The following is a 14,356-nucleotide window of genomic DNA, read 5'->3' as shown; positions in this document are numbered from 1 at the left end:
GACGACTCCGCCCGCGCGCACCCGTAGCCGCGGGCCGCACCCCCGCCCGGGCTTCGTCGGGCGCGGCGGGCCGCGCCGGCTCGCACGGACCGTCGACGCCGTCCGACCGGCCCGGGTGGCGGGAGCCCGCCAGCGGTGGCTGACCCCCGCCTCCCGCAGGCCGGCCGGTCCGCCGGCTTCCGCGGTCACCAGTCCCGGGCGCTGACGAGGCGTTCGGGGTCCGCGTCCAGGTAGCCGTGAGCCGTCGCGATGAGCCGGAACTCCTCGGCGACCTCCTCGTGGGCGGTGGTCTCGATCTCGTTGCCGGCCGCTTCGGACCCGGTCTCCAGCGCGTTGAACGCCTTTGTCGCGGCGTCGGTGAGTGCGTAGAGGGCGTGGAGGCCGGGCGGCATCTCGCCCCGATCCGCTCGCGCGGGGCGGTGAGGATCGCGGCGCCCTTGTCCAGGGCCCGGTCCGGGAACAAGGAGTCGTCGTGGAGCGCGCGGAGGAATCTCCGCCGCGACCCGCTGCCCGTCGATCGGTATGCCGCCCACCCCGCCTCTCCACCGCGCCTGAACCACGACGTCCCCGCTCTCGCCCCACGGCACCGACACCCCACGGCACTCACATCCCGCGGGGCTGACGCTCCCCCGGCGCTGATGCACCACGGCACAGACACTCCACCGCACTGACGCCCCGGCGCACCGGCGACGAGGTGGCTAGGGTCGCCCCTCCTCGCCGCTCGCGGGTTGTTATAGTTCAATGCGAACAAGAGGCTTGGTCTCCAGCGGTCCCCGGTGAGGCCGGGACGCGTGCCCGAGCCGGTACCCCTGCCAGCGGAGGAGCAGCCCATGACCGCCACCGGCCGCCGCGCCCGTGTCCCCCGTCGGCTCGTCGCCCTCGTCGCCCTGCCGTTCGTCGCCGCTTCGGCCCTGGCGGCGGGGGTCCAGGCCGCGGCGAGCGACCGGCTCCCCGCCCGGCTGGCCGTGCACTTCGGCGCCGGCGGGGTGCCGGACCGGTTCGAGAGCCCGGCGCAGTTCCTGGTCACCGTGGCCGCGTTGCTGCTGCTCGGTGGTGCGGCCTGGATCGTGCTGGTCGTGAGGGGAGCCCGGGGCGGCGGAGCCGGTACGGGCATGGCGACCGCGATGGGGTGGGGGCTCGCGGCCTTCCTGGGCTCGATATCCGTCCTGCTGCTCCAGCTCAACGCGGACGCCGCCGACCCGGCCGAGGTCCGCCTGCCCCTCTGGCACTTCGGTGCCGCCCTCGCCGTGGCCCTGACCGCTGGCTTCCTCGGGCACGCGCTGGTCAGGGGGCTGGTCCCCGCCTGGCCGCCGGACCGGGAGTCCTCCGGCGCCGAGCGGCTGGACCTGCCGCGGCACGGGCGCGCCGGGTGGGCGCGGCGTACCGGTTCGTGGCCGCTGCTGCTGGCCGGCCTGGTGACCCTGTGCGTCGCCGCCGCCCTGCTGCTGGTCTCCGGCACGTCCTGGTGGGCCGGGATCGTACTGCTGCTGAGCGGCCTCCCGCTCGTGCTGATGGCCCAGGCCGACGTCACCGTCGACCAGCGCGGTCTGACCGTGCGCCTCTCCGGTCTGCCCTGGCCCCGGCTGAGCGTCCCCCTCGACCAGGTGGTCACCGCGCGGACCCGGTCGGTCAACCCGTTGGGCGAGTTCGGCGGCTGGGGGTACCGGGTGACGCCCAAGCGGTCCGGGCTGATCTACCGTTCGGGGGAGGCGCTCGTGGTGCGCAGGACCGGGGACGGGCGGGAGTTCGCCGTCACCGTGGACGACGCGGGCACGGCCGCCGCCCTGCTCAACACGCTGGCCGAACGCCGCCCGGAGACCCGCTGACCATGTTGTTCCACATCGACCCCGGCTCCCCGGTGCCGCTCGGCGACCAGGTCGCGGCCGCCGCCCGCGCCGCCATCGCCTCGGGCGGCTTCGCCCCCGGCGACCGGCTCCCGGCCGCCCGCACCCTCGCCGACTCCCTCGGTGTCAACGTCCACACCGTGCTCCGCGGCTACCAGCGGCTGCGCGACGAGGGGCTGATCGAACTCCGGCGCGGACGGGGCGCCGTGGTCAGCCGCACCGACTCGGTCACCGGCCGCGCCGCCCTCCTCCCGCACGCCCGCGCCCTGGTCGCCGAGGCCCGCTCACTGGGGCTCGGCGAGAACGAGGTCCTGGCCCTGGTCCGCGAGACTCTCGCCGATCCTGCTTGACGGGCCGTCCTGCCCCCTACCGCACCACCCTCCCCCGCAGTACGATCCGCGCGGGCCGCCCCAGCACCTCCGGGTGCGCGGTCGGATCGCGGTCGTACGCCACCAGGTCGGCCGGTGCCCCGTCGGCGAGGCCGGGCAGGCCCAGCCACTTCCGGGCCGTCCAGGAGGCCGCACCGACCGCTTCCCCGGCGGGCAGCCCGGCGTCGAACAACTGCCGGGACTCGGCGGCGACGGTGCCGCAGGGGAAGGTGTCCGTCCCGGCGAGGACGGTGACGCCCGCCTCGTACGCGGCCCGGACGTTGGCCACCATCCCCTCCCACCCGGCCAGCCAGGCCGAGCGCTTGGCGCTCCGCTCCCGGCCCCGCCACACCTCCGCACTCTCGGCGAAGGCGCCCAGCGTCGGGATGTACGCCGTGCCCTGGCGAGCCATCAGCTCCAGCAGCCCGGGGTCGAGGTGCATGCCGTGTTCGAGGCTGTCGGCCCCGGAGAGGACCGCGTTCCGCGACCCCTCGGCCGTCTGGCAGTGCACGGCGACCCGGCCGCCGATCGCGTGCACGGCGTCGACCGCCGCGGTCATCACGTCCAGCGGCACGGCCGGTTCGTCCCACCGCCAGTCGCCGATGATCTTGCACCAGCCGGACGCCGCGGTGGCCTCCTCCACGGCGGCGCCCGGGAGTCGGTCCTCCCGCAGATCGCGCCCCACCCCGGGGAAGAACCGCCCCGGAGTCGCCAGCCACCGCCCGGCCGACCGGACCCGCGGCAGCCCCGGCTCCGTGTCGACCCAGCCGGGCATCCGCCGCATCGTCCCCGGCGTACGCACCAGCAGCACCCCGGCGTCGCGGTGTGCCTCCAGATGCCGCCGCAGCGCCGCCTCGTCGAAACCGTGCTCCGGCTCCTCGGCCCCCGGATGCGTGTGCACGTCGACCAGTCCCGGGACCAGCCAGCCCCCGTCCACCACCGTCTCCACCTCGCGGCCGGCCCCGCGCCCGGCCGGCGGCTCAGTGCGCAGCACCTCCCCGTCGGTCCAGAAGGTCCGCTCCACGCGCTCCGGCAGGACGACGCCCCGTATCCGCATGATCATGAGCGGGACCCTACGTCTCCGCGCGTGGGCCGCGCGGGAAAAACCGCACCCGGCCCGCGACGGACGCCGGGTGGGCGTCCCGCGGACCGGGTGCGGTCGGTGGGTGGTCCGGCCCGTCACGCCGGGCCGGTCACCGGATCACGCCTTCTTGGTCTCCCAGAAGATGCGGTCGATCTCGGCGATGAGGTCCAGGGCCTTCTGGCCGGAGGCCGGGTCGGACGAGTTCTTGGCGGCCGAGAGGGCCTTCAAGGTGTCGTTGACCAGCTGGTGCAGCTGCGGGTAGCTCTCGAAGTGCGGCGGCTTGAAGTAGTCGCTCCACAGGACCGAGACGTGGTGCTTGGCCAGCTCGGCGCGCTGCTCCTTGATGACGATGGCGCGCGTCTGGTACTGCGGGTCGTCGTTGGCCTGCATCTTCTCCTGGACGGCCTTGACGGACTCCGCCTCGATGCGGGCCTGGGCCGGGTCGTACACGCCGCAGGGCAGGTCGCAGTGGGCGCTGACCTTCACCTTGGGGGCAAACAGGCGGGAAAGCATGAGGTGCTGTCCTTCCTCGTGATCGTCTTCTCGCAGGTGACACTACTCCGTGAGGGGCGGGTTTTCTCGGTCGCCCCCGGGGGCCTAGGGCGAAAGGACGGGGTGAGAGTGGGACCGGGGAGGTGCCGCCGGGAGTATGGGCGGGTAGGCGAGTGAGGCGGACGGAAGGGCGAGAAGTGGCGATCAGACGAGGCGAGGCGGGGGCCGCCGGGACGGCGCGCGGGTGGCGCGGCCGGGGGCGGTTCGGGATGGTCGAGGTGGACGGCCCGTCCATGGTGCCGACGCTGGAGCACGGCGACTGGCTCCTGGTCAGGTACGGCGCTCGCGTCCGCCCGGGTGACGTGGTGATCCTGCGCCACCCCTTCCAGCAGGACCTGCTGGTCGTCAAGCGCGCCGTGGAGCGACGTGAGGGCGGCTGGTGGGTGCTGGGGGACAACGCCTTCGCGGGCGGCGACAGCACGGTCTACGGGGTGGTGCCGCGCGCCATGGTGCTGGCGCGGGTCACGGCCCGGCTGCGGCCGCGCCCCACCGGGGGTCACGGACGTGAGCCGGTGCGCGGGGTGCGGGCGACGCTCGGCTGGGCCTACTCGGCGGTCCGCCCGGTCCGCTCCGAGGTGTCGCTCTCGCGGCGCTTGCGGGCCCGGTAGGCGGCGACGTTGGCGCGGGTCGCGCACCGGTCCGAGCAGTAGCGCCGGGAGCGGTTGGTGGAGGTGTCGAGGTAGGCGTTGCGGCAGGGCGCCGCCTCGCAGAGGCCGAGCCGGTCCGCGCCGAACTCGGTGAGGTGGAAGGCGAGCCCCATCGCGGCGATGGCGGCGTAGCCGCTGGTGGCGTTGGAGGGGTGGTCGGCCAGGTGCATGTGCCAGTCCGGGCGGCCCTCGGCGTCGAGTTCACCGTGGCCGGAGACCTGCGGGCTCACCGGGAACTCCAGCAGCAGGGCGTTGAGCAGGTGCACCGCCTGGCGCTCGTCGCCGTCGGCCGCCGCCTCGAAGACCGCGCGGAGCCGGCCGCGCACCGCGCGGAAGCGGGTGACGTCCGCGTCGGTGGCCCGGCGGGCCGCCTGGGTACTCGTACCGAAGAGGGCGCGTACCGCGTCGACGGAGGTGAGGGTGTCGGTGCCCCGTGCCGGTTCCTCGCTGTTGACCAGACGCAGGGCGTAATCCGAGTAAGAGGCGAGTTCCACTTGTAGTCCTTACGGGCTCGGTCTAGGGTCGGTCGGGCAGGCAGATGTAATGGCTAGCTCCGCTTTTAGGGTATTACGCTACGGAGGAGTTCGGATGACGGACGCAGAGACGGCGCCGACCGGTACCGCCGACGCGGCTGCGGTGCAGACCGGAGCCACCCCGGGGACCGACTGGGCCGCCTGGCAGATCAGCTGGGACCAGCAGCAGGAGTGGTACCTCCCCGACCGCGAGGAGCGCTTCCGCGTCATGCTCGACATGGTCGAGGCGGCGGCGGGCCCCGAACCGCGCGTCCTCGACCTCGCCTGCGGCACGGGAAGTATCACGGACCGGCTCCTCAAGAGGTTCCCGAAGGCGCAGAGTACCGGCGTCGACCTGGACCCCGCGCTGCTCACCATCGCCGAGGGAACCTTCGCCGGGGACGACCGGGTCACCTTCGTCACCGCCGACCTCAAGGACCCCGACTGGCCCGCGTTGCTCCCGCACGACAGCTACGACGCGGTCCTCACCGCCACCGCCCTGCACTGGCTGCACACCGAGCCGCTCGCCGCCCTCTACGGCCAGATCGCCGGCATCGTCCGCGACGGCGGCGTCTTCCTCAACGCCGACCACATGCCCGACCCCGCCACCCCGCGGATCAACGCCGCCGAACGCGAGCTGCGGCACCGCCGGATGGAGGAAGCCAAGGCGGAGGGTGCCGTCGACTGGTCCACCTGGTGGCGGCTGGCCGCCGCCGACCCGGTCCTGGCCGGGCCGACCGCCCGCCGGTTCGAGATCTACGGGGAGCACGCCGAAGGCGACACGCCCCCCGCCGAGTGGCACGCCCGCACCCTGCGCGAGGCCGGGTTCACCGAGGCCCGCACGGTCTGGCAGTCGCCGTCGGACGCGATGGTGCTCGGGCTGAAGTAACCGGGGAGCCGGTGCGCGACGCCGCGGGGGCGGTACGGAACCACGATTCCGTACCGCCCCCGTACGCGTGCCGGGCCTGACGGCCTCGCCGGGCTCAGAGCACCTTCGAGAGGAACGACTGCGTCCGCTCGTGCCGCGGGTCGGTCAGCACCTCGCGGGGATCGCCCGCCTCCACGACCACGCCGCCGTCCATGAAGACCAGCGAGTCGCCGACCTCCCGGGCGAAGCCCATCTCGTGGGTGACGACGATCATCGTCATGCCCTCCTCGGCGAGCTGGCGCATCACGTCCAGCACCTCACCGACCAGCTCCGGGTCGAGTGCCGAGGTCGGCTCGTCGAAGAGCATCAGCTTCGGGTCCATCGCCAGCGCGCGGGCGATCGCCACGCGCTGCTGCTGGCCGCCGGAGAGCTGCGAGGGGTAGTTGCCCGCCTTGTCGGAGAGGCCCACCCGCTCCAGGAGCTGCCCGGCCCGCTCCCGGGCCGCCGCCTTGGCGACGCCCCGGACCTGGACCGGCGCCTCCATCACGTTCTCCAGCGCCGTCTTGTGCGGGAAGAGGTTGAAGCGCTGGAAGACCATGCCGATGTCCCGGCGCTTCAGGGCGACCTCGGCGTCCTTCAGCTCGTAGAGCCTGTCGCCCTTCTGCCGGTAGCCGACCAGGTCGCCGTCGACGTAGAGCCGTCCGGCGTTGATCTTCTCGAGGTGGTTGATGCAGCGCAGGAAGGTCGACTTCCCCGAGCCGGAGGGGCCGATGAGGCAGAACACCTCGCCGGTGGCCACCTCCAGGTCGATGCCCTTGAGCACCTCGACCTGGCCGAAGGACTTGTGGACGCCCTCGGCCTTCACCATGGCGGTCATCGGGTCACCTCCGAGCGGCTGGAGAGCGAGGTCAGGTGCGCGCGCACCTTCTGCCAGGGGGTCTGCGGCAGCTGCCGCAGCGAGCCTCGGGCGTAGTACCGCTCGACGTAGTACTGGCCGACGCTGAGGACCGAGGTGAGGATCAGGTACCAGGTGGCGGCCAGGAAGAGCGCCTCGACGGTGGCGCCGGAGGTCATGCCGATGTCCTGCGCGTGTTTGAACAACTCGTAGTACTGGACGGCCGCCACCAGGGAGGTCGTCTTCAGCATGTTGATGACCTCGTTGCCGGTGGGCGGCACGATCACGCGCATCGCCTGCGGCAGCACGATGCGGCGCAGCGTCTTGCCCTGGCTCATGCCGAGCGCGTGGGCCGCCTCGGTCTGGCCCTCGTCGACCGAGAGCAGACCGGCCCGGCAGATCTCCGCCATGTACGCGGCCTCGTTGAGGCCGAGGCCGAGCAACGCCGTCAGGAACGGCGTCATGAAGTCCGACCACTCGTCCTTGTAGAACGGGCCGAGGTTCACGTACTCGAAGACGAAGCCGAGGTTGAACCAGACGAAGAGCTGCACCAGGACCGGGGTGCCCCGGAAGAACCAGATGTAGAACCAGGCGATGGAGGAGACCACCGGGTTCTTCGACAGCCGCATCACCGCCAGCAGCACACCGCCGGCCACGCCGATGACCATCGAGAGGAAGGTCAGGACCAGCGTCTCGCGGACACCGCTGAGAATGCGGTCGTTGAAGAAGTAGTCCGGGATGAAGGCCCAGTTGATGTCGCCCTCGGAGAACGCGTACACGACCGAGCCGAGCGCCGCGAGCGCGATCAGCGCCGAGACGTAGCGGCCGTAGTGGCGGACCGGGACGGCCTTGATGGGAGCCGCCTGGGTGGGGGCCGGACCGGGAGGGGTGGCCTCCGGGTCCTTCTTGTGGATGTCAGCAGACACAGGTGTTGCCTTTCAGCGACGCCGGAGGGGTCACTTGCCGCCGTTGACGACCGCCTCGGTGACCGCGCCGTCCTCGACGCCCCACTTCTCGACGATCTTCTGGTACTCGCCGTTCTCGATGATCGCGTCCAGCGCCGCCTTGATCGCGTCCCGCAGCTCCGGGTTGGACTTGGAGATGGCGATGCCGTACGGCGCCGCCTCGACCTGCTCGCCGACCAGCTCGAAGTGGTCGCCGCCGCCCGAGGTCTTCACCGCGTACGCGGCGACCGGGAAGTCGGAGGAACCGGCGTCGGCGCCGCCCGAGCGCAGCCGCGTCTGGGCCTGCTGGTCGTTGTCGAAGGTCTCCATCTTGATCTCGCCCTTCTCGCACTTCTTCGACTCGGCCTTGGCCAGGTCGTGCGAGACGGTGCCGCGCTGGACGACGATCTTCTTGCCGCAGAGGTCCTGCCAGGTCTTGATGCCCTGGTCCTTGCCCTTGTTGGTGTAGACGGAGACGCCGGCGGTGAAGTAGTCGACGAAGTCGACGCCCTGGCCGACCTTCTTCCCGGTCTCGGAGTCCAGGCCCTCCTGGCGCGCCTTGGTGTCGGTCATCGCCGACATCGCGATGTCGTACCGCTTGGAGCGCAGGCCGCCGAGGAGTGTGTCGAAGGTGCCGTTCTCGAACTTCAGCTCCACTCCGAGCTGCTCCCCGAGCGCGGCGGCGAGGTCCACGTCCAGACCGACGGTCCTGCCGTCCTTGTCCTTGAACTCCACCGGCGGGTACGCGATGTCCGAGCCGACCTTGACGACGCCGCTGTCCTGGTACTTCTTCGGGAGCTTGCCGGCGAGCGGGGCGGCCGTCTCCTTCTTCTCGCCGGAGTCCTCGGCGCCCGCGGTCTGGTCGCCGCAGCCGGTGAGCAGGAGGGCGCCCACGGCCGTGATCGCGCCGGCCGCGGCGAGACGGGAGCGAAGGGGCCGGGGGCGACGCGTGATGCTGGCGGTCATGAGGGATTCCTCCGACAGGTGAGCGGATGGCGAGGGTGGCCGACGGGTCGTTGGCACACACCTTCGGGTGTCGCGACCTCGTGCGATGGGTGGCATCTTGCCATTCGGACCGAGGGGAGCGAGGTGCCGCCCATGTCAAAATCGGATAACGGGTCCACCCGCTGCCCCAACAGCCCTGTGTTCCCCGGGCATCCGTCATGCCTGCCCGGGTCGTTACCTTGCTCACGCGCATACCGCGCATCTCGCCATGTGGGACAGAGAAGTGGCGTCGGGGGAGGTTCCCGTGAAGTCGGACATGTGAGCGGACGGTGTGGCCGATTCGGCTCGGCACGCGCCACCGCGATCAGGTAGAAAAGACGGTTACACCCCTCATCCGGGGCTCAGGACGCGTGTGCGGCGCGTCCGCGCGTGCGACCTCCCCCGTGTGGAGGCGGGCCCATCCGCCCGGTCACGGAACGCACGCGGTGCCCGCCCACCCCCCATCCCGGGGGTGGCCAACCCTCGAACGCCCATGACTTAAGGGGTCACCAACGTGGCAGCGGAGATCGTCAATCCTCGCAGCGACAGCGCGCCGGAACCGGACGGGGAGAACTCTCCCCTCGACTCGTTCGACCCGGCCTTCGCGCTGCATCGCGGCGGCAAGATGGCCGTCCAGGCGACCGTCCCGGTCCGGGACCGGGACGACCTGTCCCTCGCCTACACGCCCGGCGTCGCCAAGGTGTGCAGCGCCATCGCCGAGCAGCCCGAACTCGTCCACGACTACACCTGGAAGTCGCAGGTCGTCGCGGTCGTCACGGACGGCACCGCGGTGCTCGGCCTCGGCGACATCGGGCCGGAGGCATCCCTCCCCGTGATGGAGGGCAAGGCCATCCTCTTCAAGCAGTTCGGCGGGGTCGACGCCGTCCCGATCGCGCTCGCCACCACCGACGCGGACGAGATCGTCGACACCGTGGTGCGGCTCGCCCCGTCCTTCGGCGGCGTCAACCTGGAGGACATCTCGGCGCCCCGCTGCTTCGAGATCGAGCGCAAGCTCCAGGAGCGGCTCGACATCCCCGTCTTCCACGACGACCAGCACGGCACGGCCGTCGTCACCCTCGCCGCCCTGCGCAACGCCGCCAAGCTCACCGGCCGCGAGCTGGGCGACCTGCGTGCTGTCATCTCCGGAGCCGGTGCCGCCGGGGCGGCCATCGCCAAGTTCCTCCTGGAGGCCGGGGTCGGCGACGTCACCGTCACCGACCGCAAGGGCATCGTCAGCCGGGACCGCGAGGACCTCACCGAGGTCAAGCGTGAACTCGCCGAGATCACCAACCGCGCCGGACTCGTCGGTTCCCTCGACCACGCCCTCGACGGGGCCGACGTCTTCATCGGTGTCTCCGGCGGTACGGTCCCCGAGCCCGCGGTCGCCTCGATGGCGCCGGGCGCCTTCGTCTTCGCGATGGCCAACCCGAACCCCGAGGTCCACCCCGACATCGCCCACAAGTACGCGGCGGTCGTCGCCACCGGGCGCAGCGACTTCCCCAACCAGATCAACAACGTCCTCGCCTTCCCGGGGATCTTCGCCGGCGCCCTCCAGGTGCGGGCCTCCCGCATCACCGAGTCGATGAAGATCGCCGCGGCCGAGGCACTGGCCGGAGTGGTCGGTGACGAGCTCTCCGCCGACTACGTCATCCCCTCGCCCTTCGACGAGCGCGTGGCCCCCGCCGTCACCGCCGCCGTCGCCGAAGCCGCCCGCGCGGCCGGAGTGGCCCGCCGCTGACCCGCCTCCCCGCCGTTCCGACGCCGAGCACCGCGCCGGAACGGGGGCCGCCACAGCCCCGGCCGGGGTGTCCGCCAGGACACTCCGGGCCGGGGCTGTGCCGTGCGGCGCGGTGGAGCCGGCCTGTCACGCCGGCCGCTCTCGTGCGACCCGGGCCCGCGTGACAGGCCGGCCGGCGATCGAGGCCACCAGCGACAGGGGCCACCCACCTACCCCGCAGTCCGAGGGAGTCCCCGCGCATGGCGAGGCCGCCGGGCCGATGGCGACGATGCCGGCGGCCCGGGGCTCAGGCCCGCCCCGCCCCGGCGCCCGCGTCCCCGGCGCCTCGGACGCCGATGAGCGGCGGGTCACACCGCGTGGTGGTTCCGTCGCAGGGCGGCCCGCCCTAAGGTCGGGGCATGTTCGCCGCCTACGCCGCCCGCATCGACCGCGACCAGCCCCTCGACGGCCTTGAGTTGGGCGAGCGCCCCGCCCCCACGGCCCGCCCGGGCTGGACGACGGTCCAGGTCAAGGCAGCCTCGCTCAACCACCACGACCTCTGGTCGCTGCGCGGCGTGGGCCTCGCCGAGGACAAGCTGCCGATGATCCTCGGCTGCGACGCCGCCGGTGTCGACGAGGACGGCAACGAGGTCGTCCTCCACTCGGTCATCGGCCAGAGCGGCCACGGCGTCGGCCCGCGCGAGCAGCGCTCGATCCTCACCGAGAAGTACCAGGGCACCTTCGCCGAACAGGTCACCGTCCCCACCTGGAACGTCCTGCCCAAACCCAGGGAACTCTCCTTCGCCGAGGCCGCCTGCCTCCCCACCGCCTGGCTGACCGCCTACCGGATGCTCTTCACCAACGCCGGGGTGCGCCCGGGCGACTCCGTCCTCGTGCAGGGCGCCGGCGGCGGCGTCGCCACCGCCGCCATCGTCCTCGGCAGCGCCGCGGGCCTGCGCGTCCACGCGGTCAGCCGCGACGAGGCGAAGCGCAGGCGGGCCGTGGAACTGGGCGCGGTCGAGGCCTATGAGCCGGGTGCCCGCCTGCCGCACAAGGTCGACGCCGTCATCGAGACGGTCGGCGCCGCCACCTGGTCGCACTCGGTCAAGTCGCTCCGGCCCGGCGGCTCCCTCGTCATCAGCGGCGCCACCAGCGGGGACCGGCCCTCGCACGCCGAACTGACCCGCATCTTCTTCCTGGAGCTGAAGGTGGTGGGCTCCACCATGGGCTCCAAGGACGAACTGGAGGACCTGCTCAGCTTCTGCGCCACCACCGGCGTGCGCCCGGTCATCGACCAGGTCCTGCCGCTGGACCGGGCCCGCGACGCCTTCACCCGGCTCGCCGCGGGCGACCAGTTCGGCAAGATCGTCCTCAGCACGGAATGAGCCGGGCGAGGGCGGCAGGGCCGAGCACACCGCCGCCGGACCCGAAGACCACCGGGGGCGGCCCGGCCACCCTGCCGCAGGCCCGCGGCGTACGACTGCGGTACTGGGAACCGTCCGACGCCCCCACCGTGCTGGGCGCCTTCGCCACGGCGGAGATGGCCCGGCAGAGCGGCCGCCCCGTCACCACCCTCGCCGAGGCCGCCGGCTGGATCACCGACCGCCGCACCGCCCGGGAGGCCGGGCGGGAGTTCTCCTTCGCGGTACTCGGACCGGGCCGGCCGGGCCCGGGGGACGCGGACCCCGGCCGCCTGCTCGGCAACGTCACCGTCGGCGCCGTCGACCCCGTCCACCAGACAGGGTGGATCTCCTACTGGACGCTGGCCTCCGCACGCGGCCGGGGCGTCGCCACGACCGGCCTGCGCGCCCTCGCCGACTGGGCCTTCACCGAACTGGGCCTCTTCCGTCTCGAACTCGGCCACCGCACCGACAACCCCGCCTCCTGCGCCGTCGCCCGCCGCGCCGGCTTCACCGTGGAGGGCCTGGAACGAGCCCGCCTCCGCTACGGCGACCGGCGCTACGACGTCGAACGTCATGCCCGGCTGGCCACGGACGAGACGGCGGAGCTCCCGCGGGAGGGATAGCCGTACCGCCCCACCCGGCCGGGAGGCGACTGACGGGCGGACCCCCGTGAACCGGGCCTCTCCGGGGCGGGACAGGCTGAGAGCAGCGAGGGAGCATTCGTACTGGCCGCCTGGCCGGGCCGGACACCCGTCGTCGGCCCGCGGCCGTTCACCGTGCGCGGCACGGCGCAGGGCCCGGCCGAAGACGCGGGTCAGCCGCGGCAGACCGCGGAGCCACCGTGCGCCCGGTGCCCGCCACGGCGCGACCGCCGGTCGCACGCGCAGCGTGTCCGCGGTGCCCGCTCCCCAAGAAGCCGGACCTCGCGGGTGCCGTCCTTCAACTCCTGGCCTCCGGCTCCGAGCCGCGTTCCCAGCCGGGCAGCCGGGCAGCCGGGGTCGCGCAGCCGGGCAGCCGGGCGCGGATGGTGGCGTCGGGGGCGGTGAGCAGCGCCCGAACGATCTGGCCTCGGTGCTCAGGGGCACGCCGGAACGCGCCCCTCCCTTTCTCGGGCGGAACGGTCATCGTCCGCGCGCGGACCAGACGGCGGTGCCCGAGCCGGGCGCGTCTCGGCCGGAGAGCCGCCAGGTCGCGCTCGGCGCTCCTCCGGCCGCGGGGAGCCCCGGGTGGGCGGGGGCAGCCGGCCCCTGCGGCACCCTCGATCACGCGGTGAGCGACGACCTCACGGCAGGCAGCCGCGCCGAAGCTCACCCTGCTGTCGTCCCACCGACGCCGGCGCGCCCTTCGGCGAGGAGAACCTCACGCTGGTCCGGCTCCCCCCTCCAGCACCGGACGGGACGAACCGCGCGACCTCGCCCGGCGCCCGCCCGCCGCGCGAGGCCCCTTCGCCCGGTCGGTCAGTTCCGTCCGTGTTCCCGCCCGTCCTCCCGGCTCTCCTCCGCGGCGGAGGCCCTGAGGGTCACGCCGATGTGGGCGGCGGCCGCGGAGAGGTGGCGGCGGGCCTCACGGAGTTGGTGTTCGGTCACGCCGTGGTCGCGGGCGGCGTCCCGGATGTCGTCGCGGAAGCGGTCGAGGAGGCGGTCCAGGTCGCGTGCCGGGTCGCCGGAGGACGGCTCGGTGGACCAGTCCGGGGCGTAGGAGAAGGCGTCGCTCTCCGGGCCGGGAGTCTCGAAGACGGGTTCCTCGGGGCGTGGCGTGGGGCGCTCCTGCTCGCCGGGGGCCTGCTTCTCGGCGCCCCAGCCGAACCGGGCGAACTCCTTGCCGAGTTCGGAGAGCCCTTCACGCACGCCCGTCGGCCAGTCGCCGCGCGTGAAGTGCTCCTGGACCTGGTCCTGGACACGCCTGGCCATCCGGCGCATCTCCTCCTGGGCCTGGCCGGCCTGCTCGCGGGCCCTGGCCTGCGCCTCGCGTGCCTGGTCGCGGGCGCGCTCCGCCTCCTGGCGGGCGCGGCGGCTCTCGTCCTTGGCGCGGCGGGCCTGCTCCTTCCACTCCTGCTTTGCCCGGCGCAACTCCTCCTTCGCCAGCCGCCAGGACTCCCGCTCGGTGTCGTCGGGGCCCGCCGCCGTGCCGGACCCGCCGTCCGCGCCGTCGCGGCTGCGCGAGGCGGCCGCGCGCATCTCGCGCCGGAGGTCGCCCGCGGCTCCCCGGACATCGTCGCGGATCTCCGCCGCCAGCTCGGCCACCGAGTCGCGGATCTCGATCTCCAGGTCGGCCAGCTCGCCCTGGCGGTCGGCCAGTTCGGCACGGCCCGCCTCGGTGATGGAGTAGACCTTGCGTCCGCCCTCCGTGGTGTGGCGGACCAGGCCCTCGGCCTCCAGCTTGGCCAGGCGCGGGTAGACCGTGCCGGCCGAGGGGGCGTAGAGGCCCTGGAAACGCTCCTCCAGAAGGCGGATCACCTCGTAACCGTGGCGGGGGGCCTCGTCGAGGAGCTTGAGCAGGTAGAGGCGGAGGCGGCCGTGGGCGAAAACGGGGGGCATG

General features: G+C 73.2%; 16 protein-coding genes. 7 read left to right on the top strand and 9 right to left on the bottom strand.

Annotated elements, in window-relative coordinates; translation table 11 throughout:
- Positions 1-185: 185 nt before the first annotated feature.
- A complete protein-coding gene (locus Sdia_RS30425) occupies positions 186-392 on the bottom strand; it encodes a DUF5713 family protein (protein WP_308435864.1) in 207 nt (68 codons plus the stop codon).
- Positions 393-830: 438 nt separating this feature from the next.
- Between Sdia_RS30425 and Sdia_RS26250 the strand changes: the two genes are divergently transcribed.
- Both Sdia_RS26250 and Sdia_RS26245 read left to right on the top strand, forming a co-directional pair.
- Entirely contained in the window at positions 831-1,826 is a 996-nt protein-coding gene (locus Sdia_RS26250) for a DUF1648 domain-containing protein (protein ID WP_189499792.1), read from the top strand.
- A 2-nt stretch (positions 1,827-1,828) separates the two neighbouring features.
- Positions 1,829-2,194 carry a GntR family transcriptional regulator gene (locus tag Sdia_RS26245; RefSeq protein WP_100454748.1) on the top strand — a complete coding sequence of 122 codons (366 nt, stop codon included), beginning with the start codon at positions 1,829-1,831 and terminating at the stop codon, positions 2,192-2,194.
- Between the two features lie 16 nt (positions 2,195-2,210).
- Here Sdia_RS26245 and Sdia_RS26240 read toward each other — a convergent pair whose 3' ends face one another.
- Both Sdia_RS26240 and sodN read right to left on the bottom strand, forming a co-directional pair.
- Positions 2,211-3,275, bottom strand: a complete 1,065-nt coding sequence (locus Sdia_RS26240; RefSeq protein ID WP_189499791.1) for an amidohydrolase family protein — start codon at positions 3,273-3,275, stop codon at positions 2,211-2,213.
- Between the two features lie 138 nt (positions 3,276-3,413).
- Positions 3,414-3,809, bottom strand: a complete 396-nt coding sequence (gene sodN / locus Sdia_RS26235; RefSeq protein WP_100454754.1) for a superoxide dismutase, Ni — start codon at positions 3,807-3,809, stop codon at positions 3,414-3,416.
- A 176-nt stretch (positions 3,810-3,985) separates the two neighbouring features.
- Here sodN and sodX point away from each other — a divergent pair, with 176 nt between their 5' ends.
- Positions 3,986-4,456 (top strand): nickel-type superoxide dismutase maturation protease, encoded by a 471-nt coding sequence (gene sodX, locus Sdia_RS26230; protein WP_343239254.1) that lies wholly within the window; start codon positions 3,986-3,988, stop codon positions 4,454-4,456.
- Here sodX and Sdia_RS26225 read toward each other — a convergent pair.
- A complete protein-coding gene (locus Sdia_RS26225; protein ID WP_100454756.1) occupies positions 4,393-4,989 on the bottom strand; it encodes a CGNR zinc finger domain-containing protein in 597 nt (198 codons plus the stop codon). The two genes, sodX and Sdia_RS26225, sit on opposite strands and share 64 nt — an antisense overlap.
- Before the next feature lie 94 nt (positions 4,990-5,083).
- On the opposite strand from Sdia_RS26225, the gene Sdia_RS26220 reads away from it, so the two are divergent.
- Positions 5,084-5,896: a class I SAM-dependent methyltransferase gene (locus Sdia_RS26220; RefSeq protein ID WP_100454758.1), complete on the top strand. Its 813-nt coding sequence runs from the start codon at positions 5,084-5,086 to the stop codon at positions 5,894-5,896.
- Between the two features lie 94 nt (positions 5,897-5,990).
- On the opposite strand, the gene Sdia_RS26215 is transcribed toward Sdia_RS26220, so the two are convergent.
- The 3 genes from Sdia_RS26215 to Sdia_RS26205 are packed head-to-tail and all read right to left on the bottom strand — an operon-like array spanning position 5,991 to position 8,680.
- Positions 5,991-6,752: an amino acid ABC transporter ATP-binding protein gene (locus Sdia_RS26215; protein ID WP_100454761.1), complete on the bottom strand. Its 762-nt coding sequence runs from the start codon at positions 6,750-6,752 to the stop codon at positions 5,991-5,993.
- Positions 6,749-7,696, bottom strand: coding sequence for an amino acid ABC transporter permease (locus tag Sdia_RS26210; protein ID WP_100454763.1), 948 nt, complete (start codon positions 7,694-7,696; stop codon positions 6,749-6,751). Before Sdia_RS26210 ends, Sdia_RS26215 begins: the two co-directional genes overlap by 4 nt.
- 30 nt (positions 7,697-7,726) lie before the next feature.
- On the bottom strand, positions 7,727-8,680 hold the full coding sequence (locus tag Sdia_RS26205) for an ABC transporter substrate-binding protein (RefSeq protein ID WP_100454764.1): 954 nt from the start codon (positions 8,678-8,680) through the stop codon (positions 7,727-7,729).
- A gap of 532 nt (positions 8,681-9,212) precedes the next feature.
- Between Sdia_RS26205 and Sdia_RS26200 the strand changes: the two genes are divergently transcribed.
- The 3 genes from Sdia_RS26200 (at position 9,213) to Sdia_RS26190 (ending at position 12,441) form a co-directional block, all read left to right on the top strand.
- Complete coding sequence (locus Sdia_RS26200) at positions 9,213-10,436, top strand: NAD(P)-dependent malic enzyme (protein ID WP_100454768.1); 1,224 nt, start codon at positions 9,213-9,215, stop codon at positions 10,434-10,436.
- Positions 10,437-10,834: 398 nt separating this feature from the next.
- Positions 10,835-11,800, top strand: a complete 966-nt coding sequence (locus Sdia_RS26195) for a zinc-binding dehydrogenase (protein WP_115068018.1) — start codon at positions 10,835-10,837, stop codon at positions 11,798-11,800.
- Positions 11,797-12,441 carry a GNAT family N-acetyltransferase gene (locus Sdia_RS26190; protein ID WP_100454773.1) on the top strand — a complete coding sequence of 215 codons (645 nt, stop codon included), beginning with the start codon at positions 11,797-11,799 and terminating at the stop codon, positions 12,439-12,441. Before Sdia_RS26195 ends, Sdia_RS26190 begins: the two co-directional genes overlap by 4 nt.
- A 316-nt stretch (positions 12,442-12,757) precedes the next feature.
- On the opposite strand, the gene Sdia_RS26185 is transcribed toward Sdia_RS26190, so the two are convergent.
- Both Sdia_RS26185 and Sdia_RS26180 read right to left on the bottom strand, forming a co-directional pair.
- Positions 12,758-12,943, bottom strand: coding sequence for a hypothetical protein (locus Sdia_RS26185; protein ID WP_191835375.1), 186 nt, complete (start codon positions 12,941-12,943; stop codon positions 12,758-12,760).
- A 332-nt stretch (positions 12,944-13,275) separates the two neighbouring features.
- Positions 13,276-14,355, bottom strand: a complete 1,080-nt coding sequence (locus Sdia_RS26180) for a PadR family transcriptional regulator (RefSeq protein WP_100454775.1) — start codon at positions 14,353-14,355, stop codon at positions 13,276-13,278.
- Position 14,356: the final 1 nt, after the last annotated feature.

The sequence above is a fragment of the Streptomyces diastaticus subsp. diastaticus genome (assembly GCF_011170125.1).
GTDB lineage: Bacteria > Actinomycetota > Actinomycetes > Streptomycetales > Streptomycetaceae > Streptomyces > Streptomyces diastaticus.
The sequence above is the reverse complement of the archived record's forward strand: the minus strand, read 5'-3'. Positions and strand labels throughout refer to the sequence as shown.

Coding starts and splice junctions, on each gene's coding strand:
- Sdia_RS26215 (WP_100454761.1), bottom strand. CDS start 6,752: ATGACCGCCATGGTGAAGGCCGAGGGCGTCCACAAGTCCTTCGGCCAG.
- Sdia_RS26185 (WP_191835375.1), bottom strand. CDS start 12,943: ATGACCGTTCCGCCCGAGAAAGGGAGGGGCGCGTTCCGGCGTGCCCCT.
- sodN (WP_100454754.1), bottom strand. CDS start 3,809: ATGCTTTCCCGCCTGTTTGCCCCCAAGGTGAAGGTCAGCGCCCACTGC.
- Sdia_RS26245 (WP_100454748.1), top strand. CDS start 1,829: ATGTTGTTCCACATCGACCCCGGCTCCCCGGTGCCGCTCGGCGACCAG.
- Sdia_RS26190 (WP_100454773.1), top strand. CDS start 11,797: ATGAGCCGGGCGAGGGCGGCAGGGCCGAGCACACCGCCGCCGGACCCG.
- Sdia_RS26195 (WP_115068018.1), top strand. CDS start 10,835: ATGTTCGCCGCCTACGCCGCCCGCATCGACCGCGACCAGCCCCTCGAC.
- Sdia_RS26250 (WP_189499792.1), top strand. CDS start 831: ATGACCGCCACCGGCCGCCGCGCCCGTGTCCCCCGTCGGCTCGTCGCC.
- Sdia_RS30425 (WP_308435864.1), bottom strand. CDS start 392: ATGCCGCCCGGCCTCCACGCCCTCTACGCACTCACCGACGCCGCGACA.
- Sdia_RS26240 (WP_189499791.1), bottom strand. CDS start 3,275: ATGATCATGCGGATACGGGGCGTCGTCCTGCCGGAGCGCGTGGAGCGG.
- Sdia_RS26220 (WP_100454758.1), top strand. CDS start 5,084: ATGACGGACGCAGAGACGGCGCCGACCGGTACCGCCGACGCGGCTGCG.
- Sdia_RS26205 (WP_100454764.1), bottom strand. CDS start 8,680: ATGACCGCCAGCATCACGCGTCGCCCCCGGCCCCTTCGCTCCCGTCTC.
- Sdia_RS26180 (WP_100454775.1), bottom strand. CDS start 14,355: ATGCCCCCCGTTTTCGCCCACGGCCGCCTCCGCCTCTACCTGCTCAAG.